This is a genomic window from Vibrio sp. 1457 (assembly GCF_033340195.1).
In the GTDB taxonomy this organism is placed as follows: domain Bacteria; phylum Pseudomonadota; class Gammaproteobacteria; order Enterobacterales; family Vibrionaceae; genus Vibrio; species Vibrio alginolyticus.
This window is the reverse complement of sequence record NZ_JAWOWA010000007.1, coordinates 102,341-119,127: the sequence shown is the minus strand read 5'-3', so window position 1 is coordinate 119,127 and position 16,787 is coordinate 102,341. Positions and strand designations below refer to the sequence as shown.

17 protein-coding genes and 1 pseudogene are annotated in these 16,787 nt (G+C 45.1%); 14 read left to right on the top strand and 4 right to left on the bottom strand.

Annotated features, from left to right (window positions below):
* Positions 1–367: 367 nt before the first annotated feature.
* From R7Z41_RS09710 to R7Z41_RS09695, 4 genes are all read left to right on the top strand, one after another.
* Entirely contained in the window at positions 368–2,167 is a 1,800-nt protein-coding gene (locus tag R7Z41_RS09710) for a cation:proton antiporter (RefSeq protein WP_104976290.1), read from the top strand.
* A gap of 238 nt (positions 2,168–2,405) precedes the next feature.
* Positions 2,406–3,425 carry a type 2 isopentenyl-diphosphate Delta-isomerase gene (gene fni / locus R7Z41_RS09705; RefSeq protein ID WP_005373993.1) on the top strand — a complete coding sequence of 340 codons (1,020 nt, stop codon included), beginning with the start codon at positions 2,406–2,408 and terminating at the stop codon, positions 3,423–3,425.
* Positions 3,426–3,619: 194 nt separating this feature from the next.
* Positions 3,620–3,883 carry a DUF3012 domain-containing protein gene (locus tag R7Z41_RS09700; protein WP_005373992.1) on the top strand — a complete coding sequence of 88 codons (264 nt, stop codon included), beginning with the start codon at positions 3,620–3,622 and terminating at the stop codon, positions 3,881–3,883.
* Between the two features lie 252 nt (positions 3,884–4,135).
* On the top strand, positions 4,136–4,534 hold the full coding sequence (locus tag R7Z41_RS09695) for a GFA family protein (RefSeq protein ID WP_005388696.1): 399 nt from the start codon (positions 4,136–4,138) through the stop codon (positions 4,532–4,534).
* A 93-nt stretch (positions 4,535–4,627) separates the two neighbouring features.
* Here R7Z41_RS09695 and R7Z41_RS09690 read toward each other — a convergent pair whose 3' ends face one another.
* A complete protein-coding gene (locus tag R7Z41_RS09690) occupies positions 4,628–4,978 on the bottom strand; it encodes a rhodanese-like domain-containing protein (RefSeq protein WP_054579240.1) in 351 nt (116 codons plus the stop codon).
* A 267-nt stretch (positions 4,979–5,245) separates the two neighbouring features.
* Here R7Z41_RS09690 and R7Z41_RS09685 point away from each other — a divergent pair, with 267 nt between their 5' ends.
* The 3 genes from R7Z41_RS09685 to R7Z41_RS09675 all read left to right on the top strand — a co-directional run bounded on the left by R7Z41_RS09685 (position 5,246) and on the right by R7Z41_RS09675 (position 7,482).
* On the top strand, positions 5,246–5,536 hold the full coding sequence (locus R7Z41_RS09685; protein ID WP_005373989.1) for a co-chaperone GroES: 291 nt from the start codon (positions 5,246–5,248) through the stop codon (positions 5,534–5,536).
* A gap of 32 nt (positions 5,537–5,568) precedes the next feature.
* Positions 5,569–7,167 (top strand): chaperonin GroEL, encoded by a 1,599-nt coding sequence (groL, locus tag R7Z41_RS09680; protein ID WP_318136354.1) that lies wholly within the window; start codon positions 5,569–5,571, stop codon positions 7,165–7,167.
* 105 nt (positions 7,168–7,272) lie between these two features.
* The gene (locus tag R7Z41_RS09675) at positions 7,273–7,482 is read left to right on the top strand and encodes a hypothetical protein (RefSeq protein ID WP_115386481.1); all 210 of its coding nucleotides are present in this window, start codon (positions 7,273–7,275) and stop codon (positions 7,480–7,482) included.
* Between the two features lie 131 nt (positions 7,483–7,613).
* Here the strand turns inward: R7Z41_RS09675 and R7Z41_RS09670 are convergent.
* A pseudogene (locus R7Z41_RS09670) lies at positions 7,614–8,225 on the bottom strand (LysE family translocator).
* 109 nt (positions 8,226–8,334) lie between these two features.
* Between R7Z41_RS09670 and R7Z41_RS09665 the strand changes: the two are divergent.
* Positions 8,335–9,225, top strand: a complete 891-nt coding sequence (locus R7Z41_RS09665; RefSeq protein WP_005388706.1) for a LysR family transcriptional regulator — start codon at positions 8,335–8,337, stop codon at positions 9,223–9,225.
* 59 nt (positions 9,226–9,284) lie between these two features.
* A complete protein-coding gene (locus R7Z41_RS09660) occupies positions 9,285–9,656 on the top strand; it encodes a VOC family protein (protein ID WP_005373979.1) in 372 nt (123 codons plus the stop codon).
* A 99-nt stretch (positions 9,657–9,755) separates the two neighbouring features.
* On the opposite strand, the gene R7Z41_RS09655 is transcribed toward R7Z41_RS09660, so the two are convergent.
* On the bottom strand, positions 9,756–9,977 hold the full coding sequence (locus tag R7Z41_RS09655) for a hypothetical protein (protein ID WP_225478032.1): 222 nt from the start codon (positions 9,975–9,977) through the stop codon (positions 9,756–9,758).
* Positions 9,978–10,099: 122 nt separating this feature from the next.
* Between R7Z41_RS09655 and R7Z41_RS09650 the strand changes: the two genes are divergently transcribed.
* Complete coding sequence (locus tag R7Z41_RS09650) at positions 10,100–10,627, top strand: TetR/AcrR family transcriptional regulator (RefSeq protein ID WP_005373975.1); 528 nt, start codon at positions 10,100–10,102, stop codon at positions 10,625–10,627.
* Between the two features lie 44 nt (positions 10,628–10,671).
* Here the strand turns inward: R7Z41_RS09650 and R7Z41_RS09645 are convergent, their stop codons facing one another.
* Complete coding sequence (locus tag R7Z41_RS09645) at positions 10,672–11,622, bottom strand: helix-turn-helix domain-containing protein (RefSeq protein WP_225478033.1); 951 nt, start codon at positions 11,620–11,622, stop codon at positions 10,672–10,674.
* 184 nt (positions 11,623–11,806) lie between these two features.
* Here R7Z41_RS09645 and R7Z41_RS09640 point away from each other — a divergent pair, with 184 nt between their 5' ends.
* The 4 genes from R7Z41_RS09640 to R7Z41_RS09625 all read left to right on the top strand — a co-directional run bounded on the left by R7Z41_RS09640 (position 11,807) and on the right by R7Z41_RS09625 (position 16,754).
* Positions 11,807–13,219, top strand: coding sequence for an ethanolamine ammonia-lyase subunit EutB (locus R7Z41_RS09640; protein ID WP_005388715.1), 1,413 nt, complete (start codon positions 11,807–11,809; stop codon positions 13,217–13,219).
* Positions 13,212–14,096: an ethanolamine ammonia-lyase subunit EutC gene (eutC, locus tag R7Z41_RS09635; protein ID WP_005388717.1), complete on the top strand. Its 885-nt coding sequence runs from the start codon at positions 13,212–13,214 to the stop codon at positions 14,094–14,096. The genes R7Z41_RS09640 and eutC overlap by 8 nt, the downstream gene beginning before the upstream one ends.
* Before the next feature lie 11 nt (positions 14,097–14,107).
* Positions 14,108–15,511, top strand: coding sequence for an ethanolamine permease (eat, locus tag R7Z41_RS09630; protein ID WP_005373969.1), 1,404 nt, complete (start codon positions 14,108–14,110; stop codon positions 15,509–15,511).
* 187 nt (positions 15,512–15,698) lie between these two features.
* A complete protein-coding gene (locus R7Z41_RS09625) occupies positions 15,699–16,754 on the top strand; it encodes an NAD(P)H-dependent flavin oxidoreductase (protein ID WP_213969614.1) in 1,056 nt (351 codons plus the stop codon).
* The last annotated feature ends 33 nt before the right edge of the window (positions 16,755–16,787 follow it).

The following is a 16,787-nucleotide window of genomic DNA, read 5'->3' as shown; positions in this document are numbered from 1 at the left end:
CACTTACGCTAAAGCTTAGTTCATGCTCTATGCCTTAGCCTCATATAGTGCTAGGTTCCGCGCTTTCTTCAGAAATCATTCTACATAATGAAACTCAATGCGTAATGATGAATTCGACAAAGTCGCACACTTGTGTGCCACTTTAAGACCTGATGAACAAAAATGAGTCGTTAAGTCATTGGGGGTCAACTATATTCATAGTTCTGATGCGATCGCCAAATGACTTCAAACATGTGCGTTTCGTAGCGATGTCATCGAAGGTCAGTCGTTTGATTTGCACGTTCGGTTGTTTCTATTTGACCGTAAGGCTGAATGTATTCGGGTATAGCGCATTCACGCGAAAAAAGACAAAAACAGGTAATTATTGATGCAAGTGGGTAATGAAGCGCTGGTGCTGTCAGCGGTTGGGGTTATTGGTTTAGGTTGCCAATGGTTAGCTTGGCGATTGCGTTTGCCAGCGATTTTATTTTTGTTGTTGGCAGGGCTGATCGTCGGGCCATTTATGCAGTGGTTAAATCCTGATGAGATATTAGGTAATTTGCTCTTTCCGTTGGTTTCTTTAGCGGTGGCAGTGATTTTATTTGAAGGCAGTTTGACCTTAAATTTTAAAGAAATTCGTGGCGTGAGTGGTTCGGTATGGAGCATTGTTTCCATCGGGGCGATCATTTCGTGGGCGGCGACCAGTATTGCAACACACTATTTCCTCGGCTTTACTTGGGAGCTTGCCATGTTGTTCGGCAGCTTAACCGTAGTAACAGGGCCGACGGTCATCGTGCCACTTCTACGAACCGTAAGACCTAACAGTACGCTTGCTAACATTTTGCGATGGGAAGGGATTTTGATTGACCCGCTCGGTGCGCTTTTTGTTGTGATGGTTTACGAGTTTATCGTATCTCACAGCGCGATAAATAGCGTCGAAGTGTTTGGGACGATCATTGCTGTCGGTGTCATGCTAGGTGCGGCCTCAGGCTATGCAGTTGCGACGATCATGCGTCGCTCTTGGCTACCGGAATATTTGCAGCCATTTGCGGTTTTGATGGTGGTTCTAGGTGTATTTTCGGTCTCTAACCACATTGAGTCTGAAGCTGGGTTACTAACCGTCACCGTAATGGGTATGTGGCTCGCAAACGCTAAAGACATCAATATTCAGCAAATTCTGCACTTTAAAGAGCATTTAACCATTTTACTGATCACCGGATTGTTCATCTTCCTTGCGGCTCGAATCAGTTTGGATGATTTTGCTGCGCTAGGTAGCGGTGCGTTATTGTTATTTGTATTTATGCAGTTAGTGTCGCGTCCGTTATCGATTTTTCTTTCAACCTTCCGCAGCAACTTGCGTCTCAAAGATAAGCTGTTTTTGTCTTGGGTTGCACCGCGCGGTATTGTTGCTGCTTCGATTTCGTCTCTTTTCGCGATCAAATTGACCGAATACGGCATTGATGAAGCGATTTTACTGGTCCCTATGACCTTCATGGTGATTATAGGAACGGTCGTGTTACAAAGTGCGACGGCACGTCCTGTAGCGCTGACATTGGGCGTCGCAGAGCCAGCACCACGCGGCTTCTTGTTGATTGGTGCTAACCGAGTAGCAAGAGAAATAGGGCAGGCGTTGTCGCGTTATGACCGTCGCGTATTAATGACTGACTCAAACTGGGAGTACATCAGTCAGGTTCGTATGTTGGGACTGGATTACTATTACGGCAACCCTATTTCTAGTCACGCGGACGACAACTTGAACTTGATAGGAATAGGTCAAGTGGTTGCATTAACGCCCGATCAGCATTTCAACATTATGGCTTGCATGCAATTCGTCGACGAGTTTGGGGAAGATAAAGTTCACTGCTTACAAAAAGTGAAAACCAACAGCAATGACAGCGAGAAGCACTCCGTGGCTCAGGAGTACCATGGTAAATTGCTGATGGGCGGCAATGTAAGCTATACCCAGCTAGCCAGTATGTTAAGTCGTGGTGCAGAGGTTAAACACACGAAATTGAGCGATAACTTCACGTATCAAGATTATTTAGCGCATCACAAAGGTAGTTCAGTTGTACCGCTGTTCCATGTAGAAGAAAAAGGAAAAATTCAATTCTGTGATGATCCCGAACAGTTTGAACCAACGACGACAAGCACTGTTGTGTCGCTAATTCTGTCGGACAGCGTAAAGTAAACTACAGAGCAATGTGATCCATTTGCATCATGGGTATCGTACGCTGATTATCTCAATTTGAAGAGAAACTTGCCGGCTTGTTGAAAACGGAAAGCGAGTTTCTTTTCTTATAATGTCAGGGGCAGTCGAGATTCATTACTCGTTTCGGAAAAGTAATCCGGCAAATTCACAAAATTCGCATTGACGTTACTGATAAGGATCGCAATACTGCGCGACTGTTTTACTTTAGGGTGACATTATGGCTCCGCAAACTAACCGAAAAGATTTACACCTAGATGCTGTTTTACATCATGATATGAGCATGAAGCATAAAACGGCGGGTTTTGAGTCTGTCGAGTTCGAACACTGTGCGCTGCCAGAATGTGACTTTCACGCGATCGATTTATCGACAGAGTTTCTTGGTCATCAATTAGCGCTACCGTTTTTGATTAGCTCGATGACTGGCGGAGCAAAAGACGCAGAAACGATCAATTGTCGTTTGGCTGAAGCCGCAAGTGAATTAGGTATTGCCATGGGTGTGGGCTCGCAACGGATTAGCTTAGAAGAAAGTCAGCATTCGGGCTTGGGTAAAACCATTCGTGAGTTGGCGAAAGAAGTACCGTTGTATTCCAATCTTGGAGCCGCTCAATTGCTCGATAAAGGTAAACTCGATAATGCGCAACGTGCGGTTGAGGCGATTCAAGCCGATGCCTTGTTTGTGCACGTTAATCCAATGCAGGAAGCGTTTCAGAAAAATGGCGACCACAATTGGGTTGGTGTTTTCCAGGCAATTGAGATGCTTAAATCTCGCGTGAAGGTTCCTATCATTATCAAAGAAGTCGGTTTTGGTATTAGCGGACACGTTGCGCAGCGATTAATTGATGCTGGTGTGGATGCAATTGACGTTGCGGGCGCGGGTGGCACAAGCTGGAGTGCGGTTGAAGGGTATTGCCAAGATAATCCGAAAATGCAGCGTGCAGCCGAGCTTTTCCGCGATTGGGGTGTCCCTACAGCAACATGTTTGGCTCAAATCCGCGCACTGCATCCTACATTACCCTTGATCGCCTCGGGAGGTGTTCATAACGGACTTGAAGCGGCGAAAGCCATTCATTTGGGGGCTAATCTCATTGGGCAAGCTGGTGCGGTATTAAAAGCTGCGACGATCAGCACGCAGTCTGTCGTCGATCACTTTGAACAAATGGCATTAGAGCTGCGTTTAACGTGCTTTGGTACTGGCTCTTTTAAGGTTGGTGAGCTAACAAAAGCGCGCTGCCTATAGCTTTTAGAATGGCGCGCTTTACACAGAGTCGCTCAATAATTTTTCGATGTCTTAACACGTAGACTGATAATTTCGTTATAGTTGATACAAAAGTCACTTCAGCTAGTGACGCCTTTATTCAGACACTTGAATGGGCACGTGTTGAAGAGATTGAGTTTAATTTTACTATTGTTTGCAACTGGAACCTTAAATTTATGAAAAAACTAGTCATGCTGATGTTGGCGGCTTCTGCTTTGACCGCTTGTAGTGATGAAGTGGGCACTGAAGGCTGGTGTAACGACATGCGCGATAAGCCAAAAACAGAATGGACAGCAGACAACGCGGTAGACTTTGCAAAGCATTGTGTTCTGCAAGATGGTGTCGGCAGCGAGCAATGGTGTGAAAACCTGAAAGATAAGCCGAAAGGTGACTGGACTGCAAACGAAGCGACCAGCTTTACTAAACACTGCATTTTTTAAGCACAGCGGAAAGCGCCTTTTCTGAGGCGACATTCTGTGAGGTAAACACCAAGCGTTATTGCTTGGTGTTTTTGTATCTAAAATAGCTCGATTTTTCACGTGTCGAGCGCACTTCCCTCTGAATGGAATGTTTTACATTTTCGTTTCATTTTTGAAAACCTGTATTGCCTGTCTTTAATTTTTCGTATTGCAGTGGCATGGTGTCGAGATAGCCATCTAATTCAATTAGATTCATAACAAAAAGGAATTCAAATGGAAGTACTAAAAGGCTCATGTCTGTGCGGCAAGGTAAAGTTGGAAGTGGCAGATGAATTCAAGTACATGGGAAATTGCCATTGCTCTGAATGCCGCAAGTTCACAGGTTCTGACTATTCATCTGCCGGTGGTATTGCGTTGGATAAACTGCTTATTATCCAAGGGAAAGAAGATATTCAAACTTATCAGAAAAGCGAAAATACCATGCTATGCTTTTGTCGCCACTGCGGATCAAGTCTGTATTCGAAAAAGAACAATGGGATCGTCAATATTCGCCTTGGTATCTTGGATGACACACCTTCTCACAAGCCTGATTTCCATATTTTTGTCGCGTCGAAAGCGCCGTGGCTCGAGATATCGGATAACCTGACTCAATTTGATGCAGGGCCAAAATAGAGTTGTTGTAGATAAGTATTTAGAAACAGAGCGCGTTACAATACGCTTGCGACACGCTCTGTGCTTTTACTTTGTATATTAGAACGGAGACGACTATTTGGCGTCTTGTAGTTCTTCTAAGCCACCTGCATTGTGCAGATTCGTAAAGCCTTGCGTTTGTAAGTATTGATACGCTTTGCCAGAGCGGTTACCACTGCGACAGTACAACACGATAGCTTGATCTTTATCGACGTCTTGAAAATGTTTATCAAGTTCAGATAAAGGGAAGTTGACGGCATTATCCAAATGCCCTTCAGAAAACTCTTGCGGCGTACGCACATCGACAATCATCGCGCCCTTGTCAATCAATTGCCACCCTTGTTCAGCGCGTTCAGAAGCCGACACGTTGGGGGAGAGGAAGCCAACGCACAACGTTGCAAGAAATAGAGATACGGCCTTTTTCATTGTTTGATTATCCTTTTTAAGAGTACGTAACCACTCTAGATTTGATTGAGCATATTTTCCATCATAAAGAGATGCTAAGTAGTTGTGAATGCGATAATTCGATAGAAAATTTTATTTAATTTAATAAAAAATTTTTATCAAATTCACCTCTTGAACTCTCATTTTTCGACCTTATTATTTTCATCGAAAGCGAGCTGTCGACTCGCAAATCCATCTTGATGTTTATTTTGTCTTTTATTTTTGGTTCCAAGTAGGAGGCACTTAAAAATGAAAATTCGTCCTTTAAATGACAAGCTAATTGTTGAAAGACAAGAGGTGGAAAATAAATCTGAAGGGGGAATCGTTTTAACTTCTCAGTCGGTGAAAAAATCAAACCGCGGGAAAGTCATTGCTGTTGGTTTAGGTAAACGTCTTGAAAATGGCGAACGCGCTGCGATGGAAGTCAAAGTGGGCGACCAAATCATTTTCAATGACGGTTACGGCGTGAAAACCGAGAAAATTGACGGCGCAGAATACTTAATTCTGTCCGAATCTGATGTGTTAGCAATCGTTGAGTAATTATTTTTGTAGTAGTTTTTGAGGAGATAACCATGGCTGCAAAAGACGTATTATTTGCTAATGACGCACGTCAAAAAATGCTGAAAGGTGTGAACTTACTGGCGGACGCAGTAAAAGTGACACTAGGCCCGAAAGGCCGCAACGTTGTGCTTGATAAATCTTACGGCGCGCCAACCATCACCAAAGATGGCGTGTCTGTAGCGAAAGAAATCGAACTGAAAGATAAGTTCGAAAACATGGGCGCACAAATGGTGAAACAAGTGGCGTCCAAAGCGAATGATGAAGCGGGGGACGGTACAACGACCGCTACCGCACTGGCGCAATCTTTCATCAATGAAGGTCTTAAAGCGGTAGCCTCTGGCATGAACCCAATGGACCTAAAACGTGGTATCGACAAAGCCACTGAAGCGGCGGTTGAGAAACTACGTGAAATGTCTAAGCCATGCAGCGACAAAGAATCTATCACCCAAGTGGGTAGCATTTCTGCAAACAGCGATCGCGCGATCGGTGAAATCATTGCAGAAGCGATGGAGAAAGTGGGTCGCAATGGCGTGATTACGGTTGAAGAAGGCCAAGGTCTAAACAACGAATTGTCTGTGGTTGAAGGTATGCAATTTGACCGCGGTTACTTGTCGCCATACTTCATCACTAACCAAGAAAATGGCAGCGTCGAGCTAGACAACCCTTACATCCTATTGGTGGACAAAAAAGTCAGCAGCATCCGCGAGCTATTGCCTGTACTAGAAGAAGTGGCGAAATCTTCTCGCTCGCTATTGATCATTGCTGAAGACATCGAAGGTGAAGCGCTAGCGACATTGGTTGTGAACAACATGCGCGGCATCGTGCGTGCGACCGCGGTGAAAGCGCCTGGCTTTGGTGACAACCGTAAAGCGATGATGGAAGACATTGCGGTACTAACTGCTGGTACGGTCATCTCTGAAGAAATCGGCCTAGAGCTCGAAAAAGCAACGTTAGAGCAACTAGGTAGTGCGAAGAAAGTGACCATCACCAAAGACACAACAACCATTGTGGGTGGCGCAGCAGAAGCAAGCGCGATTGCTGATCGTGTGGCTTCGATTGAAAAACAAATCGAAACAACCACCTCTCAATACGATAAAGACAAGCTTCAACAACGTGTTGCGAAGCTTTCTGGCGGCGTAGCGGTGATCAAGATCGGCGCTGCAACCGAAGTTGAGATGAAAGAGAAGAAAGATCGCGTGGACGATGCACTACACGCTACTCGCGCAGCGGTTGAAGAAGGTATTGTTGCTGGTGGTGGTGTTGCCCTAACTAAGATCGCGAAAGAATTGGCGGATCTAAAAGGCGACAATGATGACCAAAACGTGGGTATCCGAGTTGCGTTACGTGCAATGGAAGAGCCTCTTCGTCAAATCGCAACTAACGCAGGTGACGAAGCTTCTGTTGTGGCGAACGCTGTCAAAGCTGGTGATTCCGATTACGGTTACAACGCTGCAACAGGTGAATACGGCAACATGATCGAAATGGGCATCTTGGACCCTGCGAAAGTAACACGTTCAGCGCTTCAATTCGCAGCGTCTGTTGCTGGCTTGATGATCACCACTGAAGCGATGATCACCAACCACGTTGAAGACAAAGAACTTGATATCTAACGTCATCAACCGTTAGTGATTAAGTAAGCGTTAAAATAACAATAACATTGCAAAACCTAAGCGGGCTCGCTTGAGCCCGCTAATCAGTCATTTGAGGTAAGTGTTATGACCCGTTTACCTGAGTTTTCTTTCTCAATATCTGAGCCGGGCGGTAATGAAGCTTCGTCAACGTGGCCGACTGCTATTCACTTCCCCCTCGTTCCAGCTGGGCCAGAGTTTTCGATCGAAAATGCTCTGCCTAAACGTCCGACGGTGACGATATTCACTATCGATCTGTCTCAGTTATTTAAAGGGGACGCTCGGGTCATCCATTAACTGTATCGAAACAGCCAGCGCACGTTGGCTGTTTTTTTCTAATTTAAAGTATTGATAATGTAGTTTTTTATTTGATTACTGCCACTTGTTCAATGATCAATTTGAACTTGGGTAATCGGACCGCAAGCGCACTACACCTTTAAGCCCAGCATTGCGCCGAAAATGATTAATCCCGCCCCACATGCTTGATTGAGTCGATGCTTAATCTTCAACAAGAAAGCTTGTAGCTGGGATGACGTGAATAAAACAGCAACGATAGAAAACTAAATACCATGCAGCGCAATCATATAAATCCCGTAAAACAAGGCGATGTGTTGCTGACTAGAGTCGGGAGAAATCACTTGGCTAAAAATACTCAGAAAAAACAGCATCGTCTTGGGATTGAGTAAATTACACAGAAAGCCCTGCATGAAAAATCGCCACATTGAATACTCGCTCTGTTGAATGGTTTCTGAGTTTGACGCAAGCTGCGAGGAGAATATTCCTTTAATCCCAAGGTAGACAAGATAAGCGGCCCCAAGATAGCGCACGAGATTAAACAACCATTCATTTTGTGAAATTAAGTAACTGATCCCTAGCATGGAGTAAGCGATGTGGATGCTGATCGCCATGCTGATACCAATCGCACTGTATACGCCTGCTTTTCGTCCTTGATTTAAGCTATTTCTTAATACCAAAACAAAGTCTGCGCCAGGGCTAATGACAATAATCACACCTAATAACGCAAGAGTTACAAATTCCATATCGATTTCCTGTTTGAATGATGAAGTCTGGGATGTAGCGGAATTGTAGGCGTCTTTATTACTGACTATAATCGAAAAACATTCCCATATTGGTGAGAAAAACTCACAGATGCGTCACCTGAAATCTTTTTATGTCTTCCACGTTGCGGCGAGTTCTTCAAGCTACACTGAAGCGGCTGACAAACTGAACATTACCCACGGAGCCGTGAGTAAGCAGATCAAGCAACTTGAGCAATATCTGTCTCAACCTTTGTTCTTCAAAGAGGGCAGGAAAGTCGTGTTGACGGCGGAAGGCGAATTACTCAAGACATACACAGAAACGGCATTCCAAACGCTAGAAACAGGCGTGAATACGCTTATTCAAGAGAAGCATCAGCATCTTGAAGTGTCTTGTGAACCGACATTAACCATGCGCTGGTTGATGCCAAGGTTGGCCGCGTTTAATGATGAACACCGTGCTGATGTTCGTTTGTCGACGGCTGGTGGCCCGGTAACATTAGGATCAACTGGGCTTTCGATGGCGATTCGTCGAGACGATTTTGCGCAGCATCACGATTACGACAAAACCATTCTTGTGGAAGAGTGGGTGGGGCCGGTATTTTCTCCTGAGTATTGGCAATCCATTAAAGACAATTTGAAAGCAGCTCGATTGTTGAATAGCCAAACCAGACCGAATGCTTGGGCGGATTGGCAGCAATCAACACGTTGTGAAACTTTCAACGGCAACACTCAGCAATCATTCGCGCATTTTTATTTTTGCATACAAGCAGCGGTGGATGGCTTAGGCGTCGCAATGGGATCGTATCCTTTTGTCATGGACGATATTAAGCGTGGTAATTTGGTCGCACCATTTGGGTTTTCTCCATCAAGTTGCAATTACGTTTTATTGAGTCAAGATAAAAAGCGTACAGAACTCGAACATAAATTTATCACGTGGTTACAAACGCAAATGGCAGAGTGTGTGCCACTGTCATCACAGCAGATTACGCAAGGCGAATAGAAGGCATAGAGCGAGATTACGTCAGTCAGTTTTATGGAAAAAGGCTTAGGAAATTGGAAATGGAAAACCTCAATATTGTTGAAATCAAATCATTTGTTCCGGCGAAAGATTACGCGCTATCAAAACGTTTTTATGAGGCGATTGGCTTTGAAATGGCATCGGACTTCGGTGATGTAGCATACTTCTCTCAAGGTAGCTGCGCGTTTCTTTTACAGAATTTTTATGAGCCAGAACACGGCAATAACTTCATGATGCACTTGCTCGTAGAAGACGCAGAAAGCTGGCATCAGCACTTATCCAAAGTGGGTCATGAAGAATTTGGTTCGCGTTTGACAGAGCTAGTCGAGCAACCTTGGGGCATGCGCGAATGTTGTTTGTTTGACCCTAGTGGCGTTTTATGGCGAATTGGCCAGAACATGAATACTGATTAACGCCAGTCTTATTTTCACCACATCTACGCGCAGATATTGAGATCTCGATATCTGCGCGTTTTCTTTTTTTACTTAGCCTTGCCAACGTTTGTAGCGCACTCACGCCTTTTTCGAGGTGGTGTGCGATGGGCTAACGCCAAAAAACTCCTCAAGCAGCATGGCTTTGAGTTCCGCTCTGACTTCTGCGCCACCGATTAACGCCAAAAATGCGAGTCCTCCTGGAATAAGGATGACCATTAATATCGGTCTTAAAATATACGAAAAGCAGAAGATGGTCGGGAAGAAAATCAATCCTTGGCCTAGTTTGTTTAATACGTACATGAGCGATTCCTTTTGTTTTTATATAAAATGAGCGTGCTCAATTTTATAAATGAGCGCGCTCAATTTGTCAATCTCAACCACGCAAGGTATGATCCTTTCAGGCTCATTAAGCAGACACATCAATGACGAAGCGACAACAAACCAGAGATAAAATTCTAAAAGCCGCATGGGCATCTTTTGCTCAAAATGGCTATGACATGACGACCACAAGGCAGATAGCGAGAGAAGCAGGAGTAGCCGATGGTACAGTGTTTAGCCATTTCCCGACTAAACTGTCGATTTTGCGCGAAGGGATGCTGGCGCAACTGCAACAGATCAGCCAAGAAACGCTAGTCAGTGTGGAAGGTAAAACCGATATCGACATTGGTTTGGCGCTGACGGAGAAATACTATCGCTACTATTTTGCGAACGTTGAGCTGAGCCGAGCTTTGTTGAAAGAAGTGATTTGGGATTTGGATTATTATCAGTCGTTTAACCAAGCTTTGTTTCAATCTGTAAACGGAAGCTCCGTCCTTGAGGGAAAAATACCGCTGATTTTTGACTGCTATTTTATGACGTTAATCTCGCACTTGAGCCGTGCAGAACCGGATGTTGAAGCGGCACTTGAAGAGCTTCATGCTAAGTTTCAGCAAATCATTGCGACTGCATAACATGGCCCCAACGCAGGATCTGAAAGAATATACTGCCTGTCATCTTATTTGCTGGGCTCCCATTTTCTCGTTTCAGTTGGCGTCTCACCAAATAGCCGCTTGTAGCTTTGACTGAACTGCCCGAGATGGAAAAAACCAAAGTCAAAAGCGATTTCTGCAATTGTTCGATTATCTTCAGGGCTTTGTAGCACTCTACGTACTTGATTCAGGCGCATTCGATGTATGAACTGCTTTGGGGAAGTATTACAGCAATGTTCAAAGGTGTACTGTAGTGTGCGACGACTGACGTGTACTGCGTCACACAGTTCACTGACGGTTATCGGTGTACGGTAGTCTAGATCCTGTAGCTGTTGTTTTATACGGTGCATCACGTGTTGACGATGAGAGATTGATATCGGATGGCTCGTGTGCAGTGAACTGAGTGAGAACAACTCCAGCACAATATCTTTTAAGATTGCTTGATGTGTGGTTTCAGACCATCTTGGCTCGGCGGAACCAAGTAACGTGCCTAAGTAGTATTTAAGTTGTTGAATGTGTTTTTCCATCAAACCCGTTAAGTGTAATGTGTTGTTTTGGATACTCCCAAGCTCAAGTTGATTTTCTATGATGTGAACGAAGTTTTTGTCGAGCACTATTCCATAGATAGAAAACTGCTCCGGTGTCATTAACTCAAAATCAGCGCCACCTTGCCTAAGCAAAAGTTGGCTTGAATTAAACTGACTGTGATTTAGGTGTAGCGGCTTATTTTCCGCACTCAAACCCAACCAAATACCTCCCTCTTCAACCCTGCATTGCTGTCTTAGCGAGCGGTTACTGTCTTCACGAAACACATGGAAATTGGGAAATCGTCGTTCTCGAATTTGACCTAAAAATCGACCATCGCTGAGTTGGTCATATTCCTGTTGCCAGTTTATCAGACTCGCAGCTTGTTGGTTTGCATCCTTAGTGTGATGGATGCACAGCATTGGTGCAGTTTGGGGCATTTGGTTACTCATCCTTGTGATGCTCATTCCTTTTTTGTGAGTCATGTTGGAGCAGTATTTACATAACTCATTGTTTATTATTGGTTTATAAATGTTGCCAGTTTTTGATAACGCTACGGAACACGTTTGGCAATACTTTCTTAAAGCTTATTGATAGTTCAGCAAAAAGCGAACCAAATAGTGAAGAGGAAGAGCAATGACGGCAACTTATCGTCGGCAACAAGGCAGTAAAGTCTATACCTTTAAGTCATTAGCTGACTTGATGGCGAAAGCGACACCGGAGCGCTCAGGCGATGCGTTAGCCGGGGTTTGTGCTCAGTCAGCGGCAGAACGTGTAGTCGCACAAATGGCGCTGTCTGAGTTACCACTTAAAACGTTTCTTAACGAGGCGGTTATTCCATACGAAAGCGACGATATCACTCGCCTAATTATCGATACGCATGACCTTGAAGCCTTTAAGCCGATTGAGCACTTGACGGTCGGAGATTTTCGAAATTGGCTGCTGAGTGAAGAAGCCGATGGTGAAACGTTGGCTAAAATTCGTCAAGGTTTAACACCAGAAATGGTGGCCGCAGTCAGTAAGATTATGCGCAACCAGGATTTGATTCTCGTTGCTAAAAAATGCCAAGTTGTCACGGCTTTTCGGAATACGATTGGTTTGCCGAGTCGCCTGTCTACTCGCTTACAGCCGAATCATCCCACTGATTCTCTCAACGGTATCGCAGCGACCATTTTTGATGGTCTGATGTACGGAAATGGCGATGCGGTTATCGGTATCAATCCGGCAACAGATAATGTACCTCAAGCTATTAAGTTAATGAACTTAATGGATGAGGTGATTCAACACTATCAAATACCGACTCAGTCTTGTGTGTTAACTCATGTCACGAACACGATCGAAGCCATTGAAATGGGTGCACCAGTCGATCTCGTTTTTCAGTCGATAGGCGGCACGCAAGGGACGAATGATACCTTCGGAATCGACTTGTCGATTTTGAAAGAGGCCCATGAAGCCGCGCTGTCTTTGAATCGAGGTAGCGTAGGAAACAATGTGATGTATTTTGAAACCGGACAAGGTACAGCGCTGTCTGCGAATGCATTTCATGGGGTCGATCAACAGACTTGTGAAGCCCGTGCTTATGCTGTCGCGAAACAGTTTGATCCTTTGTTGGTTAATACTGTCGTTGGGTTTATTGGCCCTGAGTATCTGTTTGATGGTAAACAGATCATTCGTGCTGGGCTTGAAGATCATTTCTGTGGGAAGCTGCTTGGTTTACCTATGGGTTGCGACATCTGTTACACCAATCATGCCTATGCCGATCAGAATGACATGGATAACTTGCTGACACTATTAGGTGTGGCCGAGTGCTCGTTCATCATGGGTATTCCTGGGTCTGATGACATCATGCTCAACTATCAAACTACCTCATTTCACGATGCCCTTTATGCAAGAAAAGTACTCGGTTTGAAGCCAGCACCAGAGTTTGAACAATGGTTAATGGAGATGCAGATTTTCGAGAGCGTGCAAGACGTTCGATTAAGTGAGCAAATCTCTCGCTCGTTTTCGGGAGCAATTAACCAACTGAATAAGGGGTATTCTCATGGGTAAAGTAATCACCATTGCTCAGTCCCCACAAGATGAGTCTGAAGTTGTCACACATAACCCTTGGGGCAAGTTACGCGACTTCACCTCTGCTCGGATCGCTCTGGGTCGCAGCGGGAACAGTGTACCAACCAACGAGTTACTCTCATTTCAGCTGGATCACGCCCAAGCTATGGATGCAGTGCATTGCAGTTTGAATACTGAGTCTCTCGTTGCTGGTTTGTCGGACTCTTACTCGATTCTTGAAAATACCTTAGAGCCTCCAGTGGTAGTGAGCAGTCAAGTGAGTGACCGACTTATGTACCTGCAAAGGCCCGATTTAGGACGGCTGCTTGATGAATCTTCTTGGCAAACGCTCAACTTGATAGCAAATGAGCATAACACTGACATTGATCTTGCGATTGTTATTGCTGATGGACTTTCTTCCGTCGCAATTCAAAACCATGCCGTGCCTGTTGTTACTCGATTGATTTCTCTTTTAAGCGCTGATGATGAACATCAATGGAAATTCGCACCTATCACAATCGTAAAGCAAGGAAGAGTAGCGGTAGGGGATGATGTTGGTGAATGTTTTAACGCCAAGGCCGTGCTGGTTTTAATTGGAGAGAGGCCCGGTCTAACTTCTCCGGATAGCATGGGTATGTATCTCACTTGGGGGGCTAAACGAGGCTCTAAAGATTCCCAAAGAAACTGCATTTCCAATGTGCGTCCCCAGGGGCTCAACTATGACGATGCCTGTGAACGCGCATTTTACTTGCTCAAGGAGGCTCGAAAATTACAACTGTCAGGAGTGAACCTGAAAGATCGCTCCGATATCAATGAGCCAAGTGGCGCAAGCGTTGAAGATAAACACAGCGACAACTTTTTAATTTCATCAAAGTAGAAGGATTTACTATGTCTAAACATCAGGAGTACTTGGCCAAAAGGCAGCTAAAAAGAGGCACCGCAGGTTGGATTTTACTTGCTGGCTTAGGTGTCTCGTATGTTATATCTGGTGACTTCGCCGGTTGGAACTTTGGCATCGCTCAAGCAGGATGGGGAGGCTTTCTTATTGCTGCTATCGCGATGGCAGTAATGTATTTCACGCTAGTATTGTCTTTAGCTGAAATGTCTGCGGCTATTCCTGCTGCGGGTGGTGGTTACAGCTTCGCAAGACAGGCGATGGGGCCGACAGGTGGCTTTTTCACTGGCTTATCAGTTTTGATTGAATATGCGCTCGCGCCTGCTGCGATAGTGATTTTTATTGGCTCAGCAGTGAATGAATTGGTTGGTATCGATGGCCCTGTTGTTTACGCACTTTTCTACGCCGTCTTTATCGCTATTCATATGGCAGGGGTTGGCGAAGCTCTCAAAGTAATGATGGTCATCAGCGGTTTGGCTGTGCTAGCTATTCTCATTACTGCTGCTGTGCTTATTGGTCACTTTGACGTTAATAACTTATTCGATATTGCTCCGGCGACGGCTCAGGCAACAGAAATCTTGCCGTTTGGGTGGTATGGCGTATGGGCTGCGTTGCCATTTGCAATGTGGTTGTTTCTTGCGGTTGAAGGTGTGCCTTTAGCGGCAGAGGAGGCAAAAAATCCGGCAAAAGATGTTCCCAAAGGCATCATTGGTGCGATGCTGTTTTTATTGCTAACCGCAACTCTCGTAGTCGTCCTTTTGGCTGGTGCGGTTGGCTCAAAGGTCATAGGCGATAGCGCGGTGCCATTAGTTGACGCCCTAAAGCTTACGGGCAATTCAACGGTAGCAATGGCCGTGAACTTACTTGGATTGGCTGGCCTTATCGCTTCTTTCTTTTCAATCATTTATGGTTACAGTCGCTTGGTGTTTGCGCTTTCCCGCGCGGGTTATTTACCGCAAACTTTGTCATTAACCAGTGACAAAAAAGTGCCTTCTCGTGCGCTTTTGGTTCCGGGCGTTTTTGGGTTCTTGGTTTCACTTACGGGTGAGGGGGACTTAATCTTGGCGATGGCTGTTGTCGGTGCGACTGTATCGTACGCATTAATGTCCTTGAGCCATATTTTATTGCGAATTAAACAGCCGGAATTAACTCGTCCATATAAAACGCCTGGTGGGATAATTACTTCGAGTATTTCTCTGGTGCTTTCTTTGATCGCAATGACAGGTGTTTATGCTTTTGATCCCTCAGCCTTTTTCATGACAATGGGATTGTTTCTTATCGGTGGTGTTTATTATGGGTTATACAGCCGCAACAAACTGGTGGCAGCAACCGCCGAGGAAGAGTTTGCCATGCTGTCTGTAGCAGAGCTAGAGCTTGAATCAGATGTCGTACGATAGTCACTTTGATTCTTGTTATTCAGCATATTAAGGGAGCCATAGGCTCCCTTTGTCATTTCTATCAAAAGTGCATAGCGCACAAATGCATCACTTTAACTTTATAAGCGGTTAATCATGTGAAAGTCTAGTCTGGATAACGATGGCGCAGATCCATCACAGGTAAAGGTTAAGTTTTCAAGGAAAGAGCATGATAAACAAGGTATTTAATACACTTTTGGGAACAGAGTTACCGATTATTCAAGCGCCAATGGCCGGTGTGCAAGACAGCCAAATGACCATAGCCGTCAGTAATGTTGGCGGGCTTGGCTCGTTACCTTGTGGAATGCTGAACAAAGACGCCATCGTAAAAGAACTTCAACTTATCAAGCAGGCAACTAACCGACCGTTTAACCTCAATTTCTTTTGCTATGAAATGCCGGAGTATGACGCCAACAAGCACGAAAAGTGGCAAAAAACGCTGCAACCGTATTTTTCCGAGGTTGATGCAACCGTTCAGGCTCAGCCAAACGCTCCGACAAGGATGCCTTTCAATCATGATATTGCTGACGCGATTGAACCATTTGCACCGCCAGTGATCAGTTTCCACTTTGGTTTGCCAGACGATGATCTGTTAGCTCGAATTAGAGGGTGGGGAGGGAAGATCCTTTCGTCAGCGACTACGGTGGACGAAGCACTTTGGCTAGAAGCAAAAGGCGTTGACGGTATCATCGCCCAAGGCTTGGAGGCTGGTGGACACCGAGGTATGTTTTTATCGGATGATTTAACTACTCAATTAAGTTTGATGGCGTTATTACCACAAATCGCCAAACGGGTGAATTTGCCTGTTATTGCTGCAGGCGGAATCGCTGATAGAAGTGGGGTGGAAGCCGCGTTGAGATTAGGAGCGAGTGCCGTTCAAGTTGGCAGCGCCTATTTGTTGTGTGATGAGGCGAAAACATCGTCTTTACATCGATATGCCATTGCCAGTGAACGCGCGCAACATACCGCTGTGACCAATGTTTTCTCGGGCCGACCAGCGAGAGGCATTGTGAATCGCGCGATGTCGGAGCTAGGCTACATCAGTGAGTTTGCGCCGAAATTCCCATACGCCTCCATTGAAATGGCTCAACTAAGAGCGCTTATGGAAAAGCAAAACCGAGATGAATTCACACCGTTGTGGTGCGGACAAAACTCGTCGGGTTGTAAGGAAATATCGGCGGCAGAAATGACATTGTCATTAGTGGAAGGCATCGATTTAAACTGATATGCATCTTGCCTTTTAAAGCGATGCTGACTG

Coding starts and splice junctions, on each gene's coding strand:
- R7Z41_RS09650 (WP_005373975.1), top strand. CDS start 10,100: ATGACGAAGCGACAACAAACCAGAGATAAAATTCTAAAAGCCGCATGG.
- R7Z41_RS09655 (WP_225478032.1), bottom strand. CDS start 9,977: ATGTACGTATTAAACAAACTAGGCCAAGGATTGATTTTCTTCCCGACC.
- R7Z41_RS09695 (WP_005388696.1), top strand. CDS start 4,136: ATGGAAGTACTAAAAGGCTCATGTCTGTGCGGCAAGGTAAAGTTGGAA.
- R7Z41_RS09625 (WP_213969614.1), top strand. CDS start 15,699: ATGATAAACAAGGTATTTAATACACTTTTGGGAACAGAGTTACCGATT.
- R7Z41_RS09665 (WP_005388706.1), top strand. CDS start 8,335: ATGCGTCACCTGAAATCTTTTTATGTCTTCCACGTTGCGGCGAGTTCT.
- eat (WP_005373969.1), top strand. CDS start 14,108: ATGTCTAAACATCAGGAGTACTTGGCCAAAAGGCAGCTAAAAAGAGGC.
- groL (WP_318136354.1), top strand. CDS start 5,569: ATGGCTGCAAAAGACGTATTATTTGCTAATGACGCACGTCAAAAAATG.
- R7Z41_RS09675 (WP_115386481.1), top strand. CDS start 7,273: ATGACCCGTTTACCTGAGTTTTCTTTCTCAATATCTGAGCCGGGCGGT.
- fni (WP_005373993.1), top strand. CDS start 2,406: ATGGCTCCGCAAACTAACCGAAAAGATTTACACCTAGATGCTGTTTTA.
- R7Z41_RS09685 (WP_005373989.1), top strand. CDS start 5,246: ATGAAAATTCGTCCTTTAAATGACAAGCTAATTGTTGAAAGACAAGAG.
- R7Z41_RS09640 (WP_005388715.1), top strand. CDS start 11,807: ATGACGGCAACTTATCGTCGGCAACAAGGCAGTAAAGTCTATACCTTT.
- R7Z41_RS09710 (WP_104976290.1), top strand. CDS start 368: ATGCAAGTGGGTAATGAAGCGCTGGTGCTGTCAGCGGTTGGGGTTATT.
- R7Z41_RS09660 (WP_005373979.1), top strand. CDS start 9,285: ATGGAAAACCTCAATATTGTTGAAATCAAATCATTTGTTCCGGCGAAA.
- R7Z41_RS09700 (WP_005373992.1), top strand. CDS start 3,620: ATGAAAAAACTAGTCATGCTGATGTTGGCGGCTTCTGCTTTGACCGCT.
- R7Z41_RS09645 (WP_225478033.1), bottom strand. CDS start 11,622: ATGAGTAACCAAATGCCCCAAACTGCACCAATGCTGTGCATCCATCAC.
- eutC (WP_005388717.1), top strand. CDS start 13,212: ATGGGTAAAGTAATCACCATTGCTCAGTCCCCACAAGATGAGTCTGAA.
- R7Z41_RS09690 (WP_054579240.1), bottom strand. CDS start 4,978: ATGAAAAAGGCCGTATCTCTATTTCTTGCAACGTTGTGCGTTGGCTTC.